General features: G+C 64.1%; 16 protein-coding genes. 6 read left to right on the plus strand and 10 right to left on the minus strand.

Going from position 1 to position 23,537, the window contains the following annotated elements; translation table 11 throughout:
* Positions 1-45: 45 nt before the first annotated feature.
* Complete coding sequence (locus tag NK8_RS19735; RefSeq protein ID WP_213229128.1) at positions 46-423, minus strand: hypothetical protein; 378 nt, start codon at positions 421-423, stop codon at positions 46-48.
* On the opposite strand from NK8_RS19735, the gene NK8_RS19740 reads away from it, so the two are divergent.
* Positions 410-5,620 (plus strand): non-ribosomal peptide synthetase, encoded by a 5,211-nt coding sequence (locus NK8_RS19740; protein ID WP_213229130.1) that lies wholly within the window; start codon positions 410-412, stop codon positions 5,618-5,620. The genes NK8_RS19735 and NK8_RS19740 overlap by 14 nt on opposite strands.
* A 202-nt stretch (positions 5,621-5,822) precedes the next feature.
* Positions 5,823-7,352 (plus strand): thioester reductase domain-containing protein, encoded by a 1,530-nt coding sequence (locus NK8_RS19745; protein ID WP_213229132.1) that lies wholly within the window; start codon positions 5,823-5,825, stop codon positions 7,350-7,352.
* Between the two features lie 49 nt (positions 7,353-7,401).
* On the opposite strand, the gene NK8_RS19750 is transcribed toward NK8_RS19745, so the two are convergent.
* The 5 genes from NK8_RS19750 to NK8_RS19770 all read right to left on the minus strand — a co-directional run bounded on the left by NK8_RS19750 (position 7,402) and on the right by NK8_RS19770 (position 13,417).
* Positions 7,402-8,337 (minus strand): SMP-30/gluconolactonase/LRE family protein, encoded by a 936-nt coding sequence (locus NK8_RS19750; RefSeq protein WP_213229134.1) that lies wholly within the window; start codon positions 8,335-8,337, stop codon positions 7,402-7,404.
* Between the two features lie 44 nt (positions 8,338-8,381).
* Positions 8,382-9,719, minus strand: a complete 1,338-nt coding sequence (locus NK8_RS19755) for a type II toxin-antitoxin system HipA family toxin (protein ID WP_213229136.1) — start codon at positions 9,717-9,719, stop codon at positions 8,382-8,384.
* Positions 9,719-9,973: a helix-turn-helix domain-containing protein gene (locus NK8_RS19760; RefSeq protein ID WP_162067728.1), complete on the minus strand. Its 255-nt coding sequence runs from the start codon at positions 9,971-9,973 to the stop codon at positions 9,719-9,721. The genes NK8_RS19755 and NK8_RS19760 overlap by 1 nt, the downstream gene beginning before the upstream one ends.
* Before the next feature lie 116 nt (positions 9,974-10,089).
* Positions 10,090-11,664 carry an aldehyde dehydrogenase (NADP(+)) gene (locus tag NK8_RS19765; RefSeq protein WP_162067729.1) on the minus strand — a complete coding sequence of 525 codons (1,575 nt, stop codon included), beginning with the start codon at positions 11,662-11,664 and terminating at the stop codon, positions 10,090-10,092.
* Between the two features lie 223 nt (positions 11,665-11,887).
* Positions 11,888-13,417 (minus strand): MFS transporter, encoded by a 1,530-nt coding sequence (locus tag NK8_RS19770; protein ID WP_213230447.1) that lies wholly within the window; start codon positions 13,415-13,417, stop codon positions 11,888-11,890.
* Between the two features lie 268 nt (positions 13,418-13,685).
* On the opposite strand from NK8_RS19770, the gene NK8_RS19775 reads away from it, so the two are divergent.
* The 3 genes from NK8_RS19775 to NK8_RS19785 all read left to right on the plus strand — a co-directional run bounded on the left by NK8_RS19775 (position 13,686) and on the right by NK8_RS19785 (position 16,468).
* Complete coding sequence (locus NK8_RS19775; protein WP_162067730.1) at positions 13,686-14,159, plus strand: universal stress protein; 474 nt, start codon at positions 13,686-13,688, stop codon at positions 14,157-14,159.
* Positions 14,160-14,266: 107 nt separating this feature from the next.
* Positions 14,267-14,986: a helix-turn-helix domain-containing protein gene (locus NK8_RS19780; RefSeq protein WP_213229137.1), complete on the plus strand. Its 720-nt coding sequence runs from the start codon at positions 14,267-14,269 to the stop codon at positions 14,984-14,986.
* A gap of 165 nt (positions 14,987-15,151) precedes the next feature.
* Positions 15,152-16,468, plus strand: coding sequence for an SUMF1/EgtB/PvdO family nonheme iron enzyme (locus NK8_RS19785; protein ID WP_213229139.1), 1,317 nt, complete (start codon positions 15,152-15,154; stop codon positions 16,466-16,468).
* 7 nt (positions 16,469-16,475) lie between these two features.
* Here NK8_RS19785 and NK8_RS19790 read toward each other — a convergent pair whose 3' ends face one another.
* Both NK8_RS19790 and NK8_RS19795 read right to left on the minus strand, forming a co-directional pair.
* Positions 16,476-16,811, minus strand: a complete 336-nt coding sequence (locus NK8_RS19790) for a zinc ribbon domain-containing protein (RefSeq protein ID WP_213229141.1) — start codon at positions 16,809-16,811, stop codon at positions 16,476-16,478.
* Between the two features lie 41 nt (positions 16,812-16,852).
* Positions 16,853-19,099: a heavy metal translocating P-type ATPase gene (locus NK8_RS19795; protein WP_225936283.1), complete on the minus strand. Its 2,247-nt coding sequence runs from the start codon at positions 19,097-19,099 to the stop codon at positions 16,853-16,855.
* 85 nt (positions 19,100-19,184) lie between these two features.
* Between NK8_RS19795 and cadR the strand changes: the two genes are divergently transcribed.
* Positions 19,185-19,616, plus strand: a complete 432-nt coding sequence (gene cadR / locus NK8_RS19800; protein ID WP_213229145.1) for a Cd(II)/Pb(II)-responsive transcriptional regulator — start codon at positions 19,185-19,187, stop codon at positions 19,614-19,616.
* Positions 19,617-19,682: 66 nt separating this feature from the next.
* Here cadR and NK8_RS19805 read toward each other — a convergent pair whose 3' ends face one another.
* Positions 19,683-21,890 carry a TonB-dependent siderophore receptor gene (locus tag NK8_RS19805; protein WP_213229147.1) on the minus strand — a complete coding sequence of 736 codons (2,208 nt, stop codon included), beginning with the start codon at positions 21,888-21,890 and terminating at the stop codon, positions 19,683-19,685.
* Between the two features lie 255 nt (positions 21,891-22,145).
* Positions 22,146-23,366: a PepSY domain-containing protein gene (locus tag NK8_RS19810; protein WP_213229149.1), complete on the minus strand. Its 1,221-nt coding sequence runs from the start codon at positions 23,364-23,366 to the stop codon at positions 22,146-22,148.
* Positions 23,367-23,537 lie beyond the last annotated feature (171 nt).

Consider the following 23,537-nt stretch of genomic DNA (forward strand, 5'->3'; position numbering starts at 1 on the left):
CCTTTTGCGCCCCGCATGTGGCCGGCGCGTTGTTCCGTATGAAAATTACAAGAACAAAAAACCGCTGAACTTCGCGCCACTCAGGTTATCTTTCTTCATATTTTTAGTCGACGCGACGCGGCGAATCACACTAATGTCGATCTCCCGAAACGGGTGATCGGCGTCACGGGAATCCGTCGATTTCCTGCCAAACCCTGCAATCGCCTGCCAGTAGTTAATCCGACAACTCCGAGATAAAGCGCGAGCGCTGCGAACTCTCTTTATTGCGATGAACTTATAAGCATCGACGGTATCAGTAGTAATGCGAATTACCGATCGACGATAGAAGAGAAGTGCGCGGTCAATTTCATTGACTGATTCTATACGTGTAGATGATTTGCTTAGTAGTTCAAAAATAATGAGGTAAAGAATGAAATTTGACATACTTTCACTTTCTCGCACTCAGTCCCGCGCCGCGGGGCCCTCGGCCGAAGTTCACAATCTGAGCGCGGTATTTCGTCTCACAGGCACCCCGGATGGCGAGCGTCTCACGCAGGCAGTCACGCTGATCGCACAGCACTGCAAACCCTTGCGCTGGCGCATGGTGCGTGGCGAGGATGGGCCGCGCTATCTGCTTCACGAGACAGCGCTCGCCGAACTCGAGATCATCGACATCGCGCACGCAGACGAAGTCAGCGCGACACCCATCATCGAAACCCTTTGCGCACAGCCGTTCCGCATGGACGCGGGCGCGCCCTGGTCCATCACGCTGCTTCTCGGCAAGACCCAAAGCTTTCTGGTGTTCGCCTGTCACGAGGGCTTGCTCGATCGTTTCTCGCTTGAGCCATTGTTCGCGGCGATTTCCCACGCATACAACCACGACGCCTTGCCCGCCGATATCAGCCTCGACCAGCACGCCATGCTCGACGCCGAGCGTGCGTCGCTCGAACCGGAGCAGTGGCGCCGCGACCTCGCATTCTGGGTGCGCGAACTGGGCGATGGCGCGTTCGCATGGCAGCCGCCTTCGATCGAAGGCGAAACAGGCGAATCGAGCTTCACCGTGTCGCTCGGCAAGGCGCTGTCAGGAGAAATTCGCGAGCAAGCCCGCGCACTTGGCCTGAGCATCGAGTTTTTGCTGCAAGCGGCGCTTCACGTACTGTTGCAGAAGCTTGCGCGTCAATCCGTAGTCGTCACGGCGCACCATCGACGTGGCCAGCGGCAGTCTCTTGGACAGATCGGCTACGACGAACGCGTGCGCTTCATCCGCAGCGATTTCGAAGAGGGCATGACACTTCGGCAGTTTCTCCTGCAAGCCAGGTCCAGATTCGCATTGGCCGATTTTCACGCGAATATTCCCGCGGGCGACGTGCTCGACGAACTCAGGCGCGTACATCAGGAGTATGACCGTGCCACGACCGTGCTCATCGAGCGCGAGACCATGCCGTATGGCGCACTTCGCCTGGACGGCCACGCATGCACGTTCCTCGCGCGCTTCTGCCGCAGGCCCGAACGCGAGGATACGGCCATCTATATGCGCTTGGACGATGCGATTTCGCTCGACGTGAACGTGCGTCATCGGGAATCCGCGCACGGGCTCGCCCTTGCGCTCGAGCATTATGTGGCGTTGCTGGCGAGTTTCGCGGCGCAACTCGACACCCCCGTCGCTCAGCTCGACTTCGATACCTCCGAGCTGGCTTCGCGCCGGCGGGAATGGTCGCACGGCGCGGCGCTCGCCATCCCGCCGCGCGACGTGCTCGCGCAGTTCGACGACATCGCGCGCCGACATGCCGACACGCTTGCCGTGAGCGGCCCCGATGCGTGTTTCACTTATTCGGAAGTCGCTCGCGGGGCCGCGCGAATCGCGGATGCCCTCACGCCGCATGTCACGGCGGACGCGCTGGTCGGCATTTGCGTCGCGCGCGGCGCGCGCATCGTGCCTGCAATCTTCGGTGTATTGGCGGCGAACGCAGGCTATGTGCCGCTCGACCCGCTGATGCCCGAACAGCGCCTGCGCTTCATGGCGGCCGATGCGAAGCTCGCCGCCGTCATCACCGACGCCGCCAGCGAAGCCCGCGTGCGCGGCACGTTCGAATGCCCGGTGCTTCGTATCGAAGACATGCTCGCGCCGGCAGAGCACGGCACGGCTGTCACGGCGCTATGCCGCGACGCCGATCCGAGACATGCTGCGTACGTCATCTACACGTCCGGCACCACGGGCCAGCCGAAGGGCGTCGTGATCGAACGCGGCATGCTCGCGCACATGATCGCATCGCTCGACGGGCGTTATGACCGTGGGCCGGGCTCCCGCTGGCTGCAATTCGCGTCGGTCAATTTCGATGCGAGCGTGCTGGAGATCTTCAACCCGCTGACGCACGGCGGACATCTGATTGTCGCGCCCGACTCGGTTCGGGCAGACCCGCCCGCGATGTTCCAGTTTCTCAACAACGAGCGCATCACGCATGCGTTTCTCCCGCCCGCGGTGCTGCGGCTGCTGCCGCGTCGTCCACTGCCGGATCTGAAGACGATTCTGTGCGGCGGCGAAGCCAGCGACGACGACACGGTCCGGTTCTGGTCCGCTGTGGTGCGCCTATCGAACATCTACGGCCCGACCGAGGCCACCGTGCTTGCGACGGAAAACACGTTCGGCGGGCGCAAGCTCGCGAATGAGCTGGGACGCCCGCTGCCGGGCTATGCCATTCATCTGCTCGATGCGCAGGGGCGCGGTGTGCCGCTCGGCGGGATCGGGGAGATTTGCATCGGCGGTCCGTCGGTCGCGCGGGGTTATCTGCGGCGCCCGGAGTTGACCGCGCAGAAGTTCATCGACGACGCTGACGGCGCTGGACGCATCTATCGCTCCGGCGATCTCGGCCGCTTTCTGCCGAATGGCGATATCGAATTTCTGGGCCGCAACGATTTCCAGGTGAAGGTGCGCGGCTATCGCATCGAAATCTCCGAGGTCGAGCATGTCATCGCGGCTCAACCCGAGGTGAACGCGGTTTGCATCGGCACGTGCGCCCATCAGGGAAATATCGCGCTCGTCGCATGGTACGGCGCGAGCGGACTGGCGCCCACGGAGTTGCGGCGACGCCTCGAAACGCGTCTGCCGTCGTACATGGTTCCGGCGTTTCTCGTTCCCGTCGATGCCTGGCCGCTCAATTTGAATGGCAAGGTGGATCGCACGCGGCTGCCGGCACCCAACGCATCGTCAGCGCACGCGGCCGGGCGCGACTTCGATACGCTCGAGCGCGCGGTCCAAACCGCGTGGGCCGTCACCCTGGATGTGCCCGTCGAATCCATCGACGAACGCAGCCATTTTCTCGATGCGGGCGGGCACTCCCTGCTCGCCACGCTGGCGTGCAAACGCATCGGTGAAGCGCTCGGCGCGAACGTGAAGCCCGGACTTCTGCTCGCGCATCCAGCGTTCGACGCGTTCTGCCGCGTGCTTCGCGAAGGGCTCGACGACCACGATGCATTGCCGCCTCTCATCCCCGATGTCGAGGCGCAAAGCGGCGTGCCGGTCATGAGCGGCATCGCGCAGGCAATCGTTCACCGAGCCCGCCATGACCCCGCGGATAACGCGTACAACATCGTCGTGCGTGCCGATTTCAGCCGCGAAGTGAATCCCCTTGCGCTGCACGCGGCGCTCACGCGGCTATTCGCGCGCGATCCGCTGTTCCGCGCACGCCTGGCGGACATCGATGGCGGCGTTCGGCTGATGCCGGCCGCCGCTGGGAACGTGCCGATCCCGCTCGAAAGCGCGACTGCGGAAAGCATCGATGCGCAACTCGACGCCTGCCTCGCCTCACCCATTCGGCTGGCGGAAGCGCCGGCCTGGCATGCGCGCATGCTGCTCGACACCGAAAGCGGTGTGAGCACGATGCTCTTCACGATCCATCACGCACTGTTCGACGGCTGGTCGCTGAAGTTGCTCCTCGAGGAACTTGCGGCGCTCTACGAGGGGAAGCCGCTCGATGATCGCGCGCTGAACTGGTTCGATTACTGCGCGTGGATGTCGCGCATACGGGACTCGCAGCCGGTGGCCCGCGCCCGGGCGTACTGGTCGGACAAGCTCGCGGGCGTGCCACTGCGCGTCGATTTGCCATTCGACGCCAGCACGCGCGCGCCGAACGCCAATCGCGCGTTGACGATGCAGCTGACGCGCGAGCAGACCGACAAGCTGCGACGTATCGCGCAGGCGCGCAACACCACGCTCTCGCCGGTGCTCTTTGCGCTGCACCTGATGTGGCTGTGGCGTCTGACCGATCAAACCACGCTCGCAAGCGGCTACCCGCAGGCCGGACGCGACGTTCCCGGCAGTGAGTCGCTTTACGGCATGCTGGTGTCCATGGCCGTCATGACCATGCGCATCGATCCGCGCGAACCTTTTGGAGATCTCGTCTCGGCCATGCAGGCGCAAATGCTCGCGGATCGCGACCATCTGCTGGCTACGCCGTATGAGGCGGGTGTCGCGGATATCGGTGCGGTCAACACGCTTTTCAGTCTGCAAAGCGGAATCGATCTGAATGGACGCATCGGCGACGGAACCGTCACCGTCGAAGAGTTGCCTTCAGGTACTTCCAAAGCCGATATCTCCGCGATCTTCTATACGAATTCGCAGGGCGGAATCGACGGCCGCCTGGAATTCGATGGATCGCTCATCGAGCCGCAAACGGCCGAACGCATGACCGAAGTGCTCGCGACGCTGATCGACGCCGCAGCAAACGAACCCGATGCACTGGTCGGAGAACTATCGTATCTGAGCGAGCGCCAGCGCGCGCTCGTATGCGGCTATTCGCACGGTACGCCGATGAACGAAGCGCCGACTTCGATACCGGCGCGGTTCGCATCGGTCGTCGCGCGCTTCGGCAAGCACATTGCCATTCGATTCAACGATCAAACCCTGCACTATGACGAACTCGACGCGCTCAGCGACCGGATCGCGCAGCAACTGCTCGCACGCCTCCCGGCGGGGTCATGCGTCGGTCTTTCCATGGCGAAGGGGCCACTTCTGGTCGCCGCAATCATGGGCGTACTCAAAGCAGGCTGCGCATACGTTCCACTCGATCCTGCCTATCCAGCCGAGCGGCTGCGGCACTTCGCTGCGAACTGCTCGCTGACTGCATGCATCGCGGATGAGCAAGGTCGCGCAGGACTCGCCGCCGCGGATCTCGCGCATCTGCAATGCGTCGATGCCGACGAACTTACGCATGATAGATCGGACATGCCGCGCGCACTGCCGACGGTCGCGCCCGAGACGCTCGCTTATGTCATTCACACCTCCGGCTCCACAGGCAAGCCCAAGGGCGTGCTGATCGAGCATCACAGCGTGGTGCGGATGATCGATGGCGCCGCGCCGCTTCTCGAATATGCCCCCGGATGCATCAGCACACTCGTCGCGTCGACAAATTTCGATGCGAGCGTGCTGGAGATCTTCATCGCCCTGCTCCACGGCGGCACGTTGGTCATCGCAACGGAAGACGCTCGACGCGATCCCGACATGCTGCATCGCTTGTTCGAACGTGAACGCGTCACGCACGCCATTCTTGCGCCCGTGCTGCTGCAGGGCTTGCCGAAGCGGCCACTTCCCGACCTTCGGATGCCGTTGCGACCGAAATACTCGATCGTCCCGTCCGCCAGATAACGGCCCAGATCGCCCGTCCGGTACATGCGCGCGTAAGGCTTGCCGGAGACGGGATCTGGCACGAAGCGGCTCATGGTGAGGGCAGCCTCGTTCTGATAGCCGCGCGCGAGATTTTCGCCGCCGATGCAGATTTCGCCCACGCAACCGGGTGGCGCAAGCTGGTCCTGTGCGTTCAGAACATACACTGCATATCGCGGCGACGTTGCCAAACTACATGGCGCCCGCGCGTTACGTGGCGCTGACGGACTTGCCGCTTTCGGGCTCGGGCAAGATCGACCGAAAAGCGCTGCCGGCGCCGTCCGCGATGTCGAGCGGCGAGCCGGCGCGAGCGGGCCTCGAAAGCGAGATCGCCGCTATCTGGTGCGCGCTGCTCAAGCTCGACCAGGTGAGCCGCGAAGACGATTTCTTCAGACTTGGCGGCAACTCGATACTCGCCATGCACATGCACGCCCGGGTTCGTGCCGAAACCGGTCTCGAGTTCGCGATGCCCGCTTTCTATCGCACGCCGACGATTGCCGGATTGACCGCGAACGACCGCGCGGACGATATCGATCGCGCTGTGGCCGATGCCGCCGCGCCGCTCGCCGTGATCGATGCAGCCCTTCCGGCGTGGCGCGAGCGGGATGCGTCTGCCATCGACAGCGTGATCCTGACTGGCGCAAGCGGATTCGTCGGCATTCATCTGCTCGACGAGTTGAGCCGGCGGGTAGCGAAAGTGTTCTGCCTGCAACGCGCTGCCAGTCCGGCGGACGGACTCGCTCGCATCGCCGAGGAAGCGCGGGCCGCGGGACTGGCGATCGACTTCTCGCGCGTCGAAGTGATCAGCTCCGACCTGAGTCACGCCGGACTCGGGCTCGCCGCCGCCGACCGGCAACGGCTCGCCGAGGAAGGAGATGCCATCCTGCACTGTGGCGCGCTCGTGCATCACCTGCATGGCTACGGCAGTCTCAAGGCGGCAAATGTCGGCGCAACGGAAGCGCTGCTGCGGCTGGCGCTTTCCGTACGCAAGAAACCGGTGTGCTTCGTCTCGACCATGTCCGTGCCGATGATGCTCAAAGACGCGCAACGTGTCGAAGAGCGTATCGATGCGGCGCGCCCGCTGTCCGACAATGGCTATCTGCTGAGCAAATGGGTGAGCGAGCAACGCGTGGCTGCGTACAGCCGCGCATACGGTTTGCCCGCAACCGTCGCGCGCGTGGGCAATGTGACGGGGCATAGCGAAAGCGGCTTCAGCAACAATGAGCACAATCACTTCTGGCTGTTCAATCAGGGCTGCGTGCAACTCGGCGCCTATCCGGCGACCGGGCAAACTGTCGAAATGACGCCGGTCGATGTGCTTGCCCGCGCCCTGTGCGCGCTCGCCTTGCATCCGCGTGAAGGTCTCTCGGTCGCGAATCTTCAGAACCCGGAAAGCATGGGGCAGCAGGAATGGTTCGAAGCACTCGGCAGATCGGGCCTCAGTGCGCGGCCGGAGGCGCCGGACGCGTGGAAGCAGCGGTTCGCCACGATCGATTCGGCCAACGGGCTCGCGCTCCTGCGCGACTTCTACACGGGCGATCTGACCTGGCACGACATGCCTGTCGAGCAGATTGGCACGATCAGCCGTCTGGCGAGCGCCGACGTGAGTCTCAGCGTCGACTACTCGAGGCTGATCGGGGTTTATCTTCGCTACTTGCGCGCTGAAGGCTTCTTTGCCATCGATACGCGCGGCGCCGAGGCGGCGCACTCGTAAAGCGCAATCAACGCTGCGAGGAGAACACCTCGCAGCGTTTTCGATTGGACTAAGCGATCAGCCCCTGTGTATTCACGTACAGCGAATACAGCCCGTGGCTCGCCGCCATGAACAGCCGGTTGCGATGCCGCCCTCCGAAGCACACATTCGCGCAGCGCTCCGGCAAATCGATATGTCCGATCGCCTCGCCTTGCGGCGTGAACACGCGCACGCCGTCGAGTTCGGCGTCGCCCATGCCCCAGCCGCACCAGAGGTTGCCGTGAATATCCACGCGAAAGCCGTCGGGCGTACCGGGGCCCGCATCGATCAGAAGACGCGGCTCGCCGAGCTTGCGGCCACCGTCGAGCACGTCGAACGCGTGGATCGTGCGCGGCGTCGCGCGCGATTCCACCACGTACAGCACCGATTCATCCGGCGAGAACGCGAGACCGTTCGGGCCGACGAAAGCGTCGATCATCATCGTGATCGCGCCGCTCTGGCCATCCACGCGATACACACACGGCTTGAGTTGCGCTTCGTGCTTCTCGCCTTCATAAAAGCCGTCGATGCCGAAGCTCGGATCGGTGAACCAGATCGAGCCATCCGACTTCACGACGACATCGTTCGGCGAATTGAACGGCTTGCCGTCGAAACGATCGGCGATGACAGTGATGGAGCCGTCGTATTCGGTGCGCGTCACGCGCCGCGTGAGATGCTCGCAGGTCACGAGCCGCCCTTCGCGGTCGCGGGTGTTGCCGTTCGCATTGTTCGACGGCTTGCGAAACACGCCGACCTGGCCGCTCTCTTCGTCCCAGCGCAGGATGCGGTTGTTCGGAATATCGCTCCACAGCAGATAGCGGCCGTCGCCGAACCAGACCGGCCCTTCGGACCAGCGCGCGCCTTGATAAAGACATTCCACCGATGCCGACGCGATGCGCAACGCGTTGAAACGCGGGTCCAGCACGCGCACGGCGGGATCGGGATAGCGGCGCTCGGTGTTCGTCATGCTTTTTTGTCTCCAAGGGAAAAGCGGGCGCGTGGGCGTCCTGACTATGCAGGCATCGCTTCGAGGGCGGCAAGCGACTTGCGCATGCCGCTGAAAATACGCTCTGCCACGCGAGGTGGAAAATCGGCCGGTAATTGCGCCGCGACTTCATCGATGACCGCGGGCGTCCGCTCGATGATGCGCCCGATGATCGGTTCGGCGCTTTCTCCGAAGCCGCATTTCAGCGCCATCGCGTTGAAATGCCGCCGTTGGATCTCACGAAACGCGTAGTGCCTTGCCTTGCCGGATATGGCCATCGCGAGCTCGGCCTTGTGCCAGGACCATTGATTCGCGCCATCGCCTTCCACCGGCCAGATCGACATGACGTCGTAGAGCGGCGTGAGGCGGTATTGTCCGCCTCTGAGCAGGTGAATGCTGAAGTTCTTCGCGTGGCCGTCCGGCGCGGCGAGCAGCCAGAACAGAATCTGCGCCGTCACCAACGTTTCGATGTCGCGGCGCGCATCGCTCGATTGCTGCAGCACGCGCGCGAGATCGAGCACGCCCGGACCACCGTCCTGTTCATACTTCTTGTGCGGCGGCAACGCGTTCACCTGGCAGAAATCTTCCTGCGGCAAACGCAAAATCCATTTCCCTGCGGGATGCAAACGCCGGTCGAAGCGCTCGACGACAAGCACGCGCCGCTCACCGAACGTCGCGATGTCCGCATTCGCGACCGGCAGGCCGAACGTGTGCAGGATGCGCATGCAAAGCCATTCGTTTTCGACGGACGTCGTGAGATCGGCGCGGCGATTGCCGACGAGACCGAGCGGCAGCTTGAGGATGTGCGTCGTCGGTGTCGCGCCGTGCGGCCTGAGCCAGCGGCCATCGTGCCGCAGCAGCGCCGTCTTTTCCTGCGCTCCGGCGAGCGAGATGCGGAAATCGTCGTCATCGTCAGTGCCGAAGGGCGCGCTGCCGGCCACCTGATTCAGCAGGTTTTCGATGTCATGATCGGTAAGCGGCGTGCCTTCGATCGTTTCGACGCCCGCGGGCGATTCGTCTTCCGCGAGCAATTGCACCGCACCCACGCAGTCGCGGCCAATGGCCTGCAGCAAGTCGAAGGCATCGAGGCTGTCGGTCTGGAACCGCTGCGCGATGCGCCGCCGGATCGCCTCGCTATCGGGAAGCAGATTGTCGAAGTAATTGAGCACAGCGTCGCCTTTGAGCGGCGCGCCGTCGAGCCGGATCGGCAGCGACAGTGAAAGCGGGCGTACCTCGTCCGAGCGGACCCAGGTGTCGTCGTAGACGAGTTCGGCCTGACCGCGCGCAGGAAGACGCCACGTCGCCACGCGCTGACCGTTGGCCCAGACGGACAATGCCCGCGAATGAGGCCGGCGTCCGGGCATTACCACTCCGCCTCGTTCGCTTCGATCAGGGAATTGTCGGGCCGGTCCTGCACGAGCAACTGAAGACCGTATGCGCCGAACAAAGCGAGCAACTGGTCCAGCGTCAGCGCGCCGGAATCGCGTTCGAGCGTCGATATGCGGCTCTGACTGATGCCCAGCCGCGCCGCCGCTTGCGCTTGCGTCAATCCGGCGCGTTTGCGGCCAGCCGCGAGCACGTGGCCCATCTGACCGATCGTTGCGATAACTTGCTGCATGGCGGGCGTATCTGTTTGGCGAATAAATGCACTTTATTTGTCAAACAGATATTCGTCAAGATATCTCTCTGGCGAATAAAAGACGTTTATTCGCCAGAGAGATAATCAACTCACCCTCAGTTCGGTCCCAATTGCCCATCCCTCAAACGCCAGAGCGAGAGCGGATTGTCATCCGCGAGCGATTCGGGCAACAGCGCCGCCGGCAAATCCTGATAGCACACCGGTCGCAGGAAGCGTTCGATCGCCATCGCGCCGACTGACGTCGAGCGGCTGTCGGACGTGGCCGGATACGGCCCGCCGTGCACCATCGCGTAGGACACTTCGACGCCGGTCGGGAATCCGTTCGCGAGAATCCGCCCGGCCTTGCGCTCCAGCACCGGAAGAAGCCGCCGCGCCAGCTCGACATCGTCCTTTTCCATCAGCAGCGTCGCGGTAAGCTGACCTTCGAGACGGCGCGCGACCGCGATCAATTCGTCCTCGTCGCGACACACGACCACCACCGAAGTCGGCCCGAAAATCTCCTCCGCCAGTTGCGGCTTCGCGAGAAACTCCTCCGCGCTCACGCGATACAGCGCCGGCAGCGCGCCGCTCGACACCTCGCTCTGCGTGCCGGTCGCGATGCGCCTGGCGGCTCCGTCGCGGTGCTTGACGCCGTCTTCATACGCCGCCGCGATGCCCGCTGTGAGCATCGTCTGCGTGCCCTTCTTTTCGAGCGCGGCCGCGGCGTTGTCGATGAAATCGTCGAGGTCGGAATCCGCGAGACCGATCACGAGACCCGGATTCGTGCAGAACTGGCCGACGCCCAGCGTGACCGAATCGATATATCCCGCCGCGAGCGTATCGCCGCGTGCCGCCAGCGCGCCCGGCAGCGCGAACACCGGATTGACGCTGCTCATCTCGGCGAAAACGGGAATCGGCACGGGCCGCTGCGACGCGATATCGACGAGCGCCAGCCCACCGCGCCGCGAACCCGTGAAGCCGACCGCCTGAATCGCCGGATGCGCGACCAGCGCTTCGCCGATGGCATTGCCCGCGCCGACGACCAGCGAAAACGTGCCCTCCGGCAAGCCGCTGTCCGCGACCGCCTTCTGCACCGCGCGCCCGACCAGTTCGGAGGTGCCCAAATGCCCCGGATGCGATTTCACGACGACCGGACACCCCGCCGCGAACGCCGACGCGGTATCGCCGCCCGCCACGGAAAACGCGAGCGGAAAGTTGCTCGCACCGAACACCGCGACCGGGCCGACGGGAATCTTTTGCAGACGCAGATCGGAGCGCGGCAGCGGCTTTCGGTCCGGCTGCGCGGAATCGAGCGTGGCGGCGAGCCAGCGGCCCTCGCGCACGAGCGACGCGAACAGGCGCAACTGCCCGACCGTGCGGGCGCGCTCGCCTTCGAGACGCGCCTTGGGCAGCGCGGATTCGGCCATCGCGCGTTCGATCAGCGTGTCGCCGAGCGCGATGATGTTGTCGGCGATGGCTTCGAGAAACTGCGCGCGCGTTTCGAAAGGCGCGTGGCGATAGTCGTCGAAAGCGGCATCGGCGAGTTCGCAAGCGCGCGCGACTTCCGCCGCGCCGCCGCCGCCGAACGCGGGCTCCAGATCGGCGTTGCGGGCGGGGTCGAACGCGCGGAGCGTGGCATCGGTGCCCCGCACGGCCGATGCGCCGATCAGCATGTCTCCGGTGATCTTCATGTCAGCTCCTCATCTCTGTTGGCGATGGGCGGCAGGCCTGTCGCGCGGCCGCCCGCTAAAGCGAGTGACCCGCAGCGCGCGCAAGCGTTCCGCGCGAGACGTGCGAGCCGCCGTCGAGGACGATGAAGCAAGCGCGGTGCGCGGTCGAAGCCGAGTCGATATCCGGTCCGTCCGGCGACGCAGGAACTATAGGCGCGACCCACCACTTATCAAAGGTTGCGCTCTAGGACTTCGGCACCGGCGTCGCGTGCTTTCTGAACGTGATGTGCGCGATGCGCCGCACCAGCAGCGCCGCCACCAGCGCCGCGACGGCCGTCAGCATCACGCCGATGTGGATCGACTGCACGAGCGCATCGCGCGCGGCTTCGAGGAGCGCGGCGGCATCCAGGCCGGCCGAGGTCAGTTCGGCGAGGACGTGCTCGCGCAACGCTTCATCGACGAGAATGCGCGGGTCGGACAGGCGCGGCAGCCATTGCGCCGAGGTCGCCGGGCCGAGCACGCTGACCGTGCGCGCCACGACGCTCGCATAGTGATGCGCGACGATCGTCCCGACGATGCTGGTGCCCAGCATCCCGCCGACCATGCGCGTCGATTGCAGCAGCGCGGTCGTGATGCCGAAGCGCTCGCGCCCCGCGATCTCCTGCCCGAAGACATTCATGTTGTTCAGGACGAAGCCGAGGCCGATGCCGATCGCGGCCATCGGCAATTCGATCCACAGATGCGGCGTCGACTCGCGCGCGAACGCCAGCGCCACCGACGCGATCAGGAGCAGCGTGAAGCCGATCGAGAGAATGTTCACCGGCTTGCGCATATGAATGACGATGCGCGTGTTGATGAAGCTGCCGAGCGCGATGCACGCGGCGATCGGCGTCGCGAGCAGGCCAGCGGCCTGCGGCGACAGCCCGAAGCCGCCTTGCAGCAGGAGCGGCGCGAAGAAGATCAGCGAGAACATCACGAAGCCCGCCAGAAACGACAGCGTAAAGAGCGTGTTGAGTTGCGGATCGCGGAAGATGTCGAGCGGGATGATCGGATGCGTCGCGCGCCGCTCGCAGATCAGGAGCGCCACCGCGCACACCGCCACGCCGATGCCCAGCGCGATATTGGCGGTCGTGAGGCCGTCTTTCGGCAACGCCTCGATCAGCGCCTGAAAGCCGCCGAGCACCAGCGCGACGAGCGCGGCGCCGGTCCAGTCGATCTTCACGCTGCCCTCGCGCGGCCGGTGCAGATTCGGCAGATGCGACCAGATGAAGTAAAGCGCCGCCGCGCCGACCGGCAGGTTGACGAGGAACGTCGAGCGCCAGCCCCAATGCTGGCTCATCCATCCGCCGAGCGACGGCCCCGCCGCCGTGCCGATGCCGTAAGCGGCCGCCAGCACGACCTGCCAGCGCACGCGGGTGCGCGGATCGGGAAACAGATCGGGAATCGATGCGAACGCGGTGCCGACCATCATCCCGCCGCCGACGCCCTGCAGGCCGCGCGCGAGCACGAGAAACAGCATGCTGGGCGCGATGCCGCACAGCACCGAGGCGACCGTGAACACGATCACCGCCGCGATGACGAAGCGCTTGCGCCCGAAGTAATCGCCGAGCCGCCCGAACACCGGCACCGTGACGACCGATGCGAGCAGATAGGCGCTCGCGATCCACGCGTAGAACTCGAAGCCGTGCAGTTCCGCGACGATCGACGGCAGCGCGGTGCTGACCACGGTCTGATCCAGCGCGACGAGCATGTTGACGAGGCCGATGCCGAGCATCGCGTAGAGAGCGGTTCTGAACGGTAAGGCGGGCGGCGTCTGAGTCACGGTCGGGCAGGCTGGCTGGAGAAGTGCTAAAAAGAGGTCGCGCCGGCGCTTTTAAGCGGGCGCTGATGCCGAAGAACCACGAATTGTACGGCCTGCCTTGCGCTGGATCGACTTATCGCAAAAAAGCGGCGTCGAGGTGGAACACGCGCGCTCTATGATGCGAAGTCACTAGGCGCTGCGCGCCGTACGCCGATCGACCGTTTCAGGGGAAACAACCGTCATGTTCAAACGCATTCTCGTCGCCATCGACGGCAGCCGGACTTCCGAGCGTGCCTTCAGCGCCGCGCTCGATCTCGCCGTCACGCATCAGGCGGTCGTGCAGCCGTATTACGTCGTCGAAGGCAGCCCGATGTATCTCGACGTGCCCGGCTACGATCCCTCCTCGCTGCACGCGAGCCTGATGGAACAGGGCGCGTCGCTCGCGCGCGAGGCCGCCGATCAGATGAAGGCGCGCGGCGTGAGCGGCGAAGTCGTGACGATCGAAGCGACCGCGAGCGACGATGTCGCGACGCTCATCATCAAGGCCGCCGACGCGTTCAACGCCGATCTGCTGATCATGGGCACGCATGGCCGCAAGGGCTTTCAGCGGCTGATTCTCGGCAGCGTGGCCGAACGGTGTCTGCGTCAGGCAACCTTGCCGGTATTGCTGATTCCATCGGCGGCGGGCGAGCCTCGCGAAAAGGCAACTCCATAAAGTAAAAAAGTTTGATCGATGCCCCGCCCGCGTCAATTTTTCACGCGGGCGGGCCGATGGCCTATGGGACAATCGTTTTGTCATTCATCAACAAAACGAGCCCAAAAATGACCGCCCTGTCCGATAGTTCCCGCGCGCGGCGCAATTCGGCGCACTGCTCGACCTGTGCGATGCGGCATCTCTGCATGCCCGAAGGCCTGTGCGCCAACGACATCGCGAAACTGGAGGACATCATCTCCGTGACGCGCAAGGTCAAGCGCGGCGACGCGCTGTTTCGCGCCGGCGACCGCTTCGATGCGCTGTTCGCGGTGCGCTCCGGATCGATCAAGACGGTCATCACGCACGACGGCGGCCGCGAGCAGGTCACCGGTCTGCTGCTGGCGGGCGATGCGCTCGGCTTCGAAGGCATCGAGGAAGGCGAGCATATGTGCGACGCCATCGCGCTGGAAGACAGCTCGGTCTGCGTCGTTCCGTATTCGCTGTTCGAGCGCATGTGCCGCGAGACCGACGCATTGCAAAAGCGTCTGCATCGCATGATGAGCCACGCGGTGAATCGCGAGGCGAGCCACGTCGTCAGGCTCGGCATGCTGCGCGCGGACGAACGGGTCGCGCGGCTGCTGCTCGATCTCTCGTCGCGGCTCGCGAAGCGCGGTTACGCGTCCTCGGAATTCACGCTGCGCATGACGCGCGACGACATGGGCAGCTATCTCGGCATGACGCTCGAAACCGTGAGTCGCACGCTGTCGCGTTTCGACAAGGCCGGCCTCATCGAGACGCAGGGCAAGTTCATCCGTATTCGCGACTTCGACGCCCTGCGCGCCGTCTGACGGAACGTCGCTAGCGATTATTTCGTCCGCGCGAATAATCGCCACCCATATTTCAGTTGGCACGCGGTTCGCTACGGTTTAGTCTCTTTTGTTCGGCCGAACGGGCGCTGCGGTGTTCGCTTCGGCCGATGCGAAGCTACTGGCCAGCCACGGAGATTGGGCGACATGAACCGCGAACCTTCCCTGCGTCATCCTCTGCTCGAGCGCCTCGCCGAAGCGCGCCGCGTCACCGACGAGATTTTCGACGTAGTCAAGCCCGAGCACCTTTACGACAGGCCGATCGCCGAGCGGCATCGCATCGTCTTTTATATCGGGCATCTCGAAGCCTTCGATCGCAATCTCTTCGATCAGCGTCTGTTCGACCTGCCGAGCCCGAATCCCGCCTACGACCAGCTTTTCGCCTTCGGCATCGATCCGGTGGATGGCGGCCTGCCGGCCGATCAGCCGGCCGACTGGCCATCGCTCGACGAAGTGCGCGCGTATCGGCAAACGGTCCGCGCGCTCATCGATGCGTGCTTCGATCCGAACGAGATCGCCGCCAATCCGCTATCCGCCGACGAATCCCCCACGCAATTGCTCGAAGTCGCGATCGAGCACAGGCTGATGCACGCCGAAACGCTCGCGTACATGCTGCATCAATTGCCGGTCGATAGAAAAATTGCACCGGCGAACGCGCGTTCCGAGCGCACTTCCGATCGCGAACTGAAACATGAAACCGTGCGCGTGCCGGCGGGCAGCGCGACGCTCGGCCTGACGCGCGAAAGCGGCCGGTTCGGCTGGGACAACGAGTTCGGCGAGGAACGCGTCGACGTGCCCGCGTTCGAAATCGACCGCTATATGGTCACGAACGGCGAGTTTCTGCGCTTCATCGATGCAGGCGGCTACTGGAATCGCGATTATTGGGACGAAGCCGACTGGGCGTGGAAGGAGGACGAGCGCATCGCGCATCCCGCCTTCTGGATTCCCGGCGACGGCGACGACGCGCTGGACGCGTGGAAACTGCGCACGATGTTCGACGAGATCGCGCTGCCGCCCGACTGGCCCGCGTACGTGAGTTACGCCGAAGCGAAGGCGTACTCGCGCTGGGCGGGCAAGTCATTGCCGACCGAAGCGCAATGGCAGCGCGCGGCGTCGGGCGCGCCGGGAGTCGCGGAAGGCAACTTCGATTTCCGCCGATGGGACCCGTCGCCGGTGCAGGCGTATCCGGAGAATCGCAGCGAGTTCGGCGTCGAAGGCCAGTTCGGCAATGGCTGGGAATGGACGTCGACGGAATTCGGCCCGTTGCGGGGCTTCGAGCCGTTTCCGTTCTATCTCGGTTATTCGGCGAATTTCTTCGACGGCAAACACTTCGTCATCAAGGGCGGCTCGCCGCGCACTGCCGCCTGCATGTTGCGGCCGAGTTTCCGCAACTGGTTTCAGGGGCATTATCAGTATGTGTATGCCGGATTCCGGTGCGTTAAGAATCCGGTCGATAACGCATAGTTGACCGTCACGCGCTCGCTGGCGCGCCGCACTGGCTGCAGAATTTCGCGCCCGGTGCCAGCGCCTGCTTGCATGTCGAGCAGGCTTGCGGCGCAAGTGAACTCGCGCACTGGCCGCAAAAGCGCGAACCGGCGGCATTGGCTGCGCCGCACTTCGGGCAGTTGACGCCTGGCGGCGCTGGCGTCGCGTTCGGTACTCTGCCCCACCCTTCGTTCGACTGGCGAGTCCGGTCATCGCCGTATCCGCCGTGGGATCCTCCATGCGATCCGCCGTGCCCGCGATCATGCCCGCCACGGTTCTGGCCACCGTGGTGGCCCCCAAACATGCGTTCAAGCCAGCTCATGACTTCTCCAGTTTTGAGAACAACGCTTTGGATCGCTGTGCTTACTTCCGAAGCAATCGCAATCCATTACCCACGACCAGCAGACTCGCGCCGACATCGGCAAAGACAGCCATCCACATCGTGCCGAGTCCGGACAGCGTCAATGCCAGGAAGACCGCCTTGATCCCCAACGCCAGCGAGATGTTCTGCACGAGGATCCCGTGCGTGGCGCGAGAAAGGCGAATGAACGACGGAATCTTGCGCAGGTCGTCGTCCATCAAGGCAACGTCCGCCGTCTCGATGGCCGTGTCCGTGCCCATCGCGCCCATCGCGAAACCGATGTCGGCCTGCGCGAGCGCCGGAGCGTCGTTGATGCCGTCGCCGACCATGCCCACCATCGAGCCGCCCTTCGAGAGCGCTTTCACGATGCGCAGCTTGTCCTCGGGCAACTGATTGCCTTCGGCGCGGTCGATGCCGACCTGATCCGCGATCGCCTTGGCGGTGTGCGGGTTGTCGCCGGTGAGCATCGCCGTTCGCACGCCGAGCGTATGCAGTTCGGAAATGGCGTCCTTGCTGCTGTCCTTCACCGTATCGGCAACCGCGAACAGTCCAAGCACGCGCTCGTCGTCGATCAACATCACCACCGTCCTGCCCGCGCGCTCGAGCGCATCGAGCCGGGCTTCGAGTTCCGTCGAGCAGCGCGCGAGTTCCTCGACGAGACGATGATTGCCAAGCGAATAACGCCGTCCGCAAACGACGCCCGCGACGCCACGCCCCGGAAGCGCTTCGAAGGCATCGACAGGCACGCGCGCAACACCATCCGCATCGCCCTTCTGCGCGATCGCCATCGATACGGGATGATCCGATCGCCCCGCGAGGCTGGCGGCGACGGAACGAACAAAAGCGCTATCGACCTCGGTCGCACGAAGCTCGAATTCCGTCTGGACCGGCTTTCCGTGCGTGATGGTGCCGGTCTTGTCGAGCGCCAGCCACGCGAGCTTGCGACCCTGTTCGAGATACGTGCCCCCTTTGACCAGAATCCCCCGGCGGGCCGCAGCGGCCAGCCCGCTCACGATCGTGACCGGCGTGGAAATCACCAGCGCGCACGGACAGGCGATCACCAGCAGCACGAGCGCCTTGTAGATCCAGTCGAACCACGCGCCCGCGAAAAACAGCGGCGGAATCACGGCGACGCCCAGTGCGATCAGGAACACGATCGGCGTGTAGACGCGCGCGAATTGATCGACAAAACGCTGCGTCGGCGCTTTGGCGCCTTGCGCTTCCTCGACCGCGTGAATGATCCGGGCGAGCGTCGTATTGCTCGCCGCAGCCGTCACGCGGTACTCGAACGACCCTGCCTCGTTGATGGTGCCGGCGAACACGAGATCGCCCTGCGCCTTGTCGACCGGCAAGCTCTCGCCTGTGATCGGCGCCTGATTCACCGTCGAACGGCCACTCACGATCTCGCCATCGAGCCCGATCCGCTCGCCCGGCTTGACTCGAACGACGGCGCCGGGCGTGACTGTCGCGGCCTCGACTTCGAGCCACGAACCGTCAGGCTGTCTGATCGTCGCCTTCTCGGGTGCGAGACGCATGAGTCCCTGAATGGCATTGCGCGCGCGATCCAGCGATTTCGCCTCGATGAGCTCGGCGGTCGTGAACAGGACCATCACCATCGCGGCCTCTGGCCACTGCCCGAGCACCAGTGCACCCGTCACGGCAATGCTCATCAGCGCATTGATGTTGAGATTGCGGTTGCGAATCGCGATCCAGCCCTTCCTGTACGTTCCCAGACCGGAGCAGGCGACGGCGGCGAGCGCAAGCGCCGCCACAGCCCAGACGGGCGCGCCGGCCCAGCTCGCGGCTTCGGAGCCGGCAGCGGTGGCGGCCGCCACTGCGAGCGGCCACCACGACTTCGGTGTTGCCGGCGCGACCGGAGCGTTAGCTGATGCGCGATCGTTGCTGGCAGGTTCGGGCGTGAATCCGAGCGTGCCGAGCGCCTTGACGATCGCGTCGAGGCTGTCCGGCTTGTGGACGACCGTCAGGACCCGCTGCATCAAATTGAACTGAAGCTCCGACACCTGCGGCATGGCGCCGAGCTTTTTGCGGATGAGCGTTTCTTCTGTCGGGCAGTCCATCTGCAGAATACGCATCTGAGTACGGATCGAATCGCCCATTGCAACGGACCGGCCAAGCGTCGGTAAGGATGCCGGAGCAGCGCCGCAGCACGAACCTTCCGCTGCGTGCGCGTGTTTGTGATCGTGCGCATGCGGCGTTCTCGTCGCCGTTTCTTCATGTCCGGGTGCCATGCTGTTGTCCTTTGTCTGCTGTATGCTCCCAGTACACACCTTGAAGCTGCTTCAAGGTCAAGAACTTTTGCAGTGAGATGCCGCGATGAAAATTGGCGAACTCGCGAAACTTGCGAAATGCACGACAGAGACAATCCGGTTCTATGAGAGAGAGGCATTGCTTCCGCCACCGGATCGGACTGCCGCGAACTACCGCAGCTACAATTCCGGGCACGTCGATCGCCTGCGTTTCATCCGGAACTGTCGAGCGCTGGACATGACGCACGATGAAGTGCGAGCGCTGCTGGCGGCCTCCGATGGACCTGGCGGTACGTGCGAAAGCGTCAACGCGCTCGTCGACGAGCACATCGCGCACGTGGACGCGCGCATCGCTGAACTGACGCAGCTGCGCGAACAACTCACGACGCTCAGGAATCGCTGCGGCGAGGAAGCACCGCTCGAGCAGTGCGGCATCGTCGAGGGTCTGACATCGATGGAGACCGTTGCGCCGAGGGCGCGCACGACTCACCTGGGTTGATGCGAAACGAAAACGCCGCGCGTTCTCACGAACGCGCGGCGTTTTTCATCGCTTCGAAGAGACCGATCAGAAATCCGTCGTCATCGACAGCAGCACCGTGCGCGGCACGCCCTGCGTCAGATAGCCACCGATCGTCGACGACCAGTAGGACTTGTTCGCCACGTTCAGCACGCTCGCGCGGAACGTCGTCGGCTTGCCGAACAGCACGGTCGCATAACGCGCGCCGAGATCGAAGCGATCCCATGCGGGAATCGACAGCGTGTTCGTCACGTTCAGATACTGCGAGCCCGTGTGGATCCAGCGCGCCGTCAGCGTGAGGCCGTTGAGCACCGGCACGTCGTATTCCGCGTTGACGTTGAACATCATCGTCGGCACGCCGATCGGCTTGTTGCCGTCCGTCGAGCCCGTGCCCGTGTCGTATTGCGTCGCATGGATGTACGTCGCGCCCGCGATCAGGCGCACGCCGTGCACCGGCTCGCCGTAGATCGACGCTTCCAGCCCGCGATTACGCTGCGTGCCGTCAGCCACGAAAAAGTTCGAACTATTGACGAAAGTCAGCGGCTTCTCGATCTGGAACGCCGCGAACGACGCGCCGTACTGGCCGTTGTCATACTTCGCGCCGACTTCCCATTGCTTCGACTTCGCGGGCGGCAACTGCTCGCCGAAGTTCGCCGCGGTGTTGGGCGCCGAATCGCCGATCGTCAGCGCTTCGCTGTGATTCGCGAAGAGCGCGACGTTCTGCATCGGCTTGACGACGAGACCGAAAACCGGCGTCGTGATCGAATCGTTGTAGGCCTGCGTCTGGACGCCGGCGTAGCTGTAACCGTTGGTCAGCAGTTCCTGGTGGCGCGCGCCGATGGTGAACAGCACGCGATCGTTCAGGAAGCCGAGCGTGTCGGAGATCGACACGCTGCGCATCAGATTGAGCGTCACCGTCTGCGGATCGGAAAGATTGCCGCCCGTCAGGATAGTCGCCGGATACGGCACTTGCGGCGTGTCGTAGATGCTGGTCGGGAACGAGCTGCTGAACGTGAACGCCGACTTCGAATCGACACGCACGATCGACGCGCCCGCCGTCACGAAATGCGACACCGGCCCGGTGTTGAAGTGGCCGCGCACGCCTGCTTCGGCGGAAGTGCCGTCTTCCTTGTGCGGCACGCCGAGGCGCGTCGCGGTGGTCGTGCCGTTGGCCTGGATGCTCGGCGACGAATACTCGCCGTGCTCGTCGGTGTGGCGCGCGCCGCCCGCAATGTAGGCCGTCCAGCCTGGCAGGAAATCGTACTCGGCGCGCAGGATGCCGACGGTATCCTCGATCGAGCTGAAGCTCCAGGTCTGACCGTAGTTGTACGTCGCCGAAGGCGGCTCCGGAATGAAGTTCGCGAAGTCGTTGACGGTCGGGCGGCCGCCGTTGATGCGCTGGCGCTGATACAGGAAGTCGGCGTAGAGACGCAGCTTGTCGCCGCGCCAGTCGAGCGAAACGGCCGTGGTGTTGTCGCGGCGATGTTCGCCGTCGACGCTAGATTCGCCGTCATGATTCGCCTGATTCACGCGGATGCCGAACTGCCCTTCGCTGCCGAAGCGCCGGCCGATATCGACATGCGCGCCGATCTCGCCCGATGCCGAGCCTTCGAGCGTCACGCGCGTGAGCGGCTTGTCGTCGGCGCGCTTGAGTTGCAGGTTCAGGCCGCCGCCCACCGCCGAGCCGTTCGGCGACGCGCCGTTCAGAAACGCATTCGCGCCCTTGAACAGATCGACGCGCTCGAGCGCATCGGTCGCGACGAGCTGGCGCGGCGTGATGCCGTACAGGCCGTTGAGCGAAACATCGTCGCCCTGCAACTGGAAGCCGCGGATGACGTAGGTTTCCGCGAAATTGCCGAACGCGTACGCAGTCCGAACGGACGGATCGTTCGCGAGCACATCGGCGAGAGTGCGCGCCTGCTGGTCTTCGATCAGCTTCGACGTATAGGTCGTCATGCTGAACGGCACGTCGAGCATCTTCTGCTGGCCGAGCACGCCGAAGTCTGCGCCGCGCGCGACCTGGCCACCCGCAAAGGTCGGCGCGAGGTCGCCGGGCAAGGCTTCCTTCGACGCCTGAACCTTGACGGCCGGCAATGCGCTTTCCTGCGGCGCGGCGGTGCTGGCGTTGCCGGAATCGGTCGATTGCGCGTGGGCGGACAGGGAGAAAGCCATCGCGACGGCAACGGCGATGACGGCGCGATGAGACAGCGCCTGCGCAGGCGCGGCCTGCGAGCGGGACGAACGGGAAGCGGACATGAATACGCAAACTACGATGGTGGTCGGTCTTCCGTCCCGGGGCGTGATTGGAATCCGGGCGGCATTGTTCTGAGTCGCAAGACCGGTCGCGGCTGGCGCGGGACGGGTGAGACTGAGTTATGCGCGGATTATAAGTTAAATAAGAGTCGTTATCATTCAAGAAGCGAATAATTTGCGCGAACGCAACATCCCACCCGCGCGGGGCGTTCTCATCGAGCTTTGTGCGAGGTTAGTTGACCCGATTCGACGGTATCGTCAGGGCGCTACGGAGCCGCGCGCGGTGCGTGCGTTCGCTGCGGCGGCGGAATGACGTCGCGCCACGCGTTTTCTGAACCAGATGATGAGGCCGGTCGCGCTCAGCATTGCAACCGCGATGCCCACCGCGCTCACCAGAACGCGCCCGCCCAGTCCGACGATGCGCCCCGAATGCAGCGGAAACTGCGCCTGCATGAAGATGTCGCCGGCCGAGCCGCGGCCCGGAATCGACGAGCCCGCGAGCGCGCCGGTCTGGCCGTTGTAATAGAGCCAGGCGTTGCCGAGACCCATGTCGCCGTGGTCGCGGCCGGGCGCGAAGAAACCGACGCCGTACGCCTTGAACATCGGCGCGAAATAGAGCGCGCCCATCGGCTCGGTCAGGTTTTCGCGTTTCGCATCGCGCGCAGCCATCTCCAGAATCTGCTCGCGCGTGGCGAGCGGCTTGCCCGGCGGGCCGGCGCGCACGAGTTCGGCATTGTCGAGAAACGAAGGCGAGAGTTTCGAGAAGATCGACACGACCGGGCGCATCACGGGCTCGGCGAGATTCATCGAGATCGACGTGAGCGCCATCACGAGCAGCAAGCCCCAGATCCAGACGCCGCCCGAGCGATGCAAATCGAACGTGAGCGCGTAGCCACCGCGCTTCACGCGAAACGCGAATGACTTGCGCCACGCCTTCACGCTCGGGAACGACAGAATCAGCGCGATGCCGCTATCGAAAAACCACAGCATGCCGACGATGCCGATCAGCCACGTGCCGATATCGAAACCGCCGACGATCGGCAAATGCAGCGTGTAGTGCAGCTTGTAGAGAAACGGCATCAGATCGATGCGCGCGAGCGACAGCGCGCCCCACATGCGCTGCGCCTGGACCTGCCCTGTCGCGGGATCGACGGCGATCTGGTTGTACGCGACGTCGTACGGCGCGTTGGTCGCCGGGTTGGTGCGCGGCATCACCATCATCTGCGCGGTATGTCCCGGCTCGAAACCGAGCGGCATATACGTCACTTCGACGCGCGGATCGGCCGCCTCGACGCGTCGCGCGAGTTCGAGCGGCGGCAGCGCGGGGCCGGCGGTGCGCGCGTGGAAGAACGCCGGATTGAGGATCTCGTCGATTTCGTGATCCCACGCGATGATCGCGCCGGTGAGACCCGAGACGAACAGAAAAAGCGCGGTCGCGACGCCGAGCCAGCGATGCAGGCGAACCAGAACCGGTCTCATGCCCGCGAACCCTCGGAGCGATAGTCGTGCGCGACGGCGATCATCTTTCTAATGCGATGTAAATAGGAATTGTTCGCATTCTATCGATGTTGATCGGGACGCACAAGGTTTTCGTAAGCTGCTTACGCTGCTGAATGCTGTTTCGGATTGAACGCAACGCAGGAGGCGCCG

This window comes from Caballeronia sp. NK8 (assembly GCF_018408855.1).
Lineage (GTDB): Bacteria > Pseudomonadota > Gammaproteobacteria > Burkholderiales > Burkholderiaceae > Caballeronia.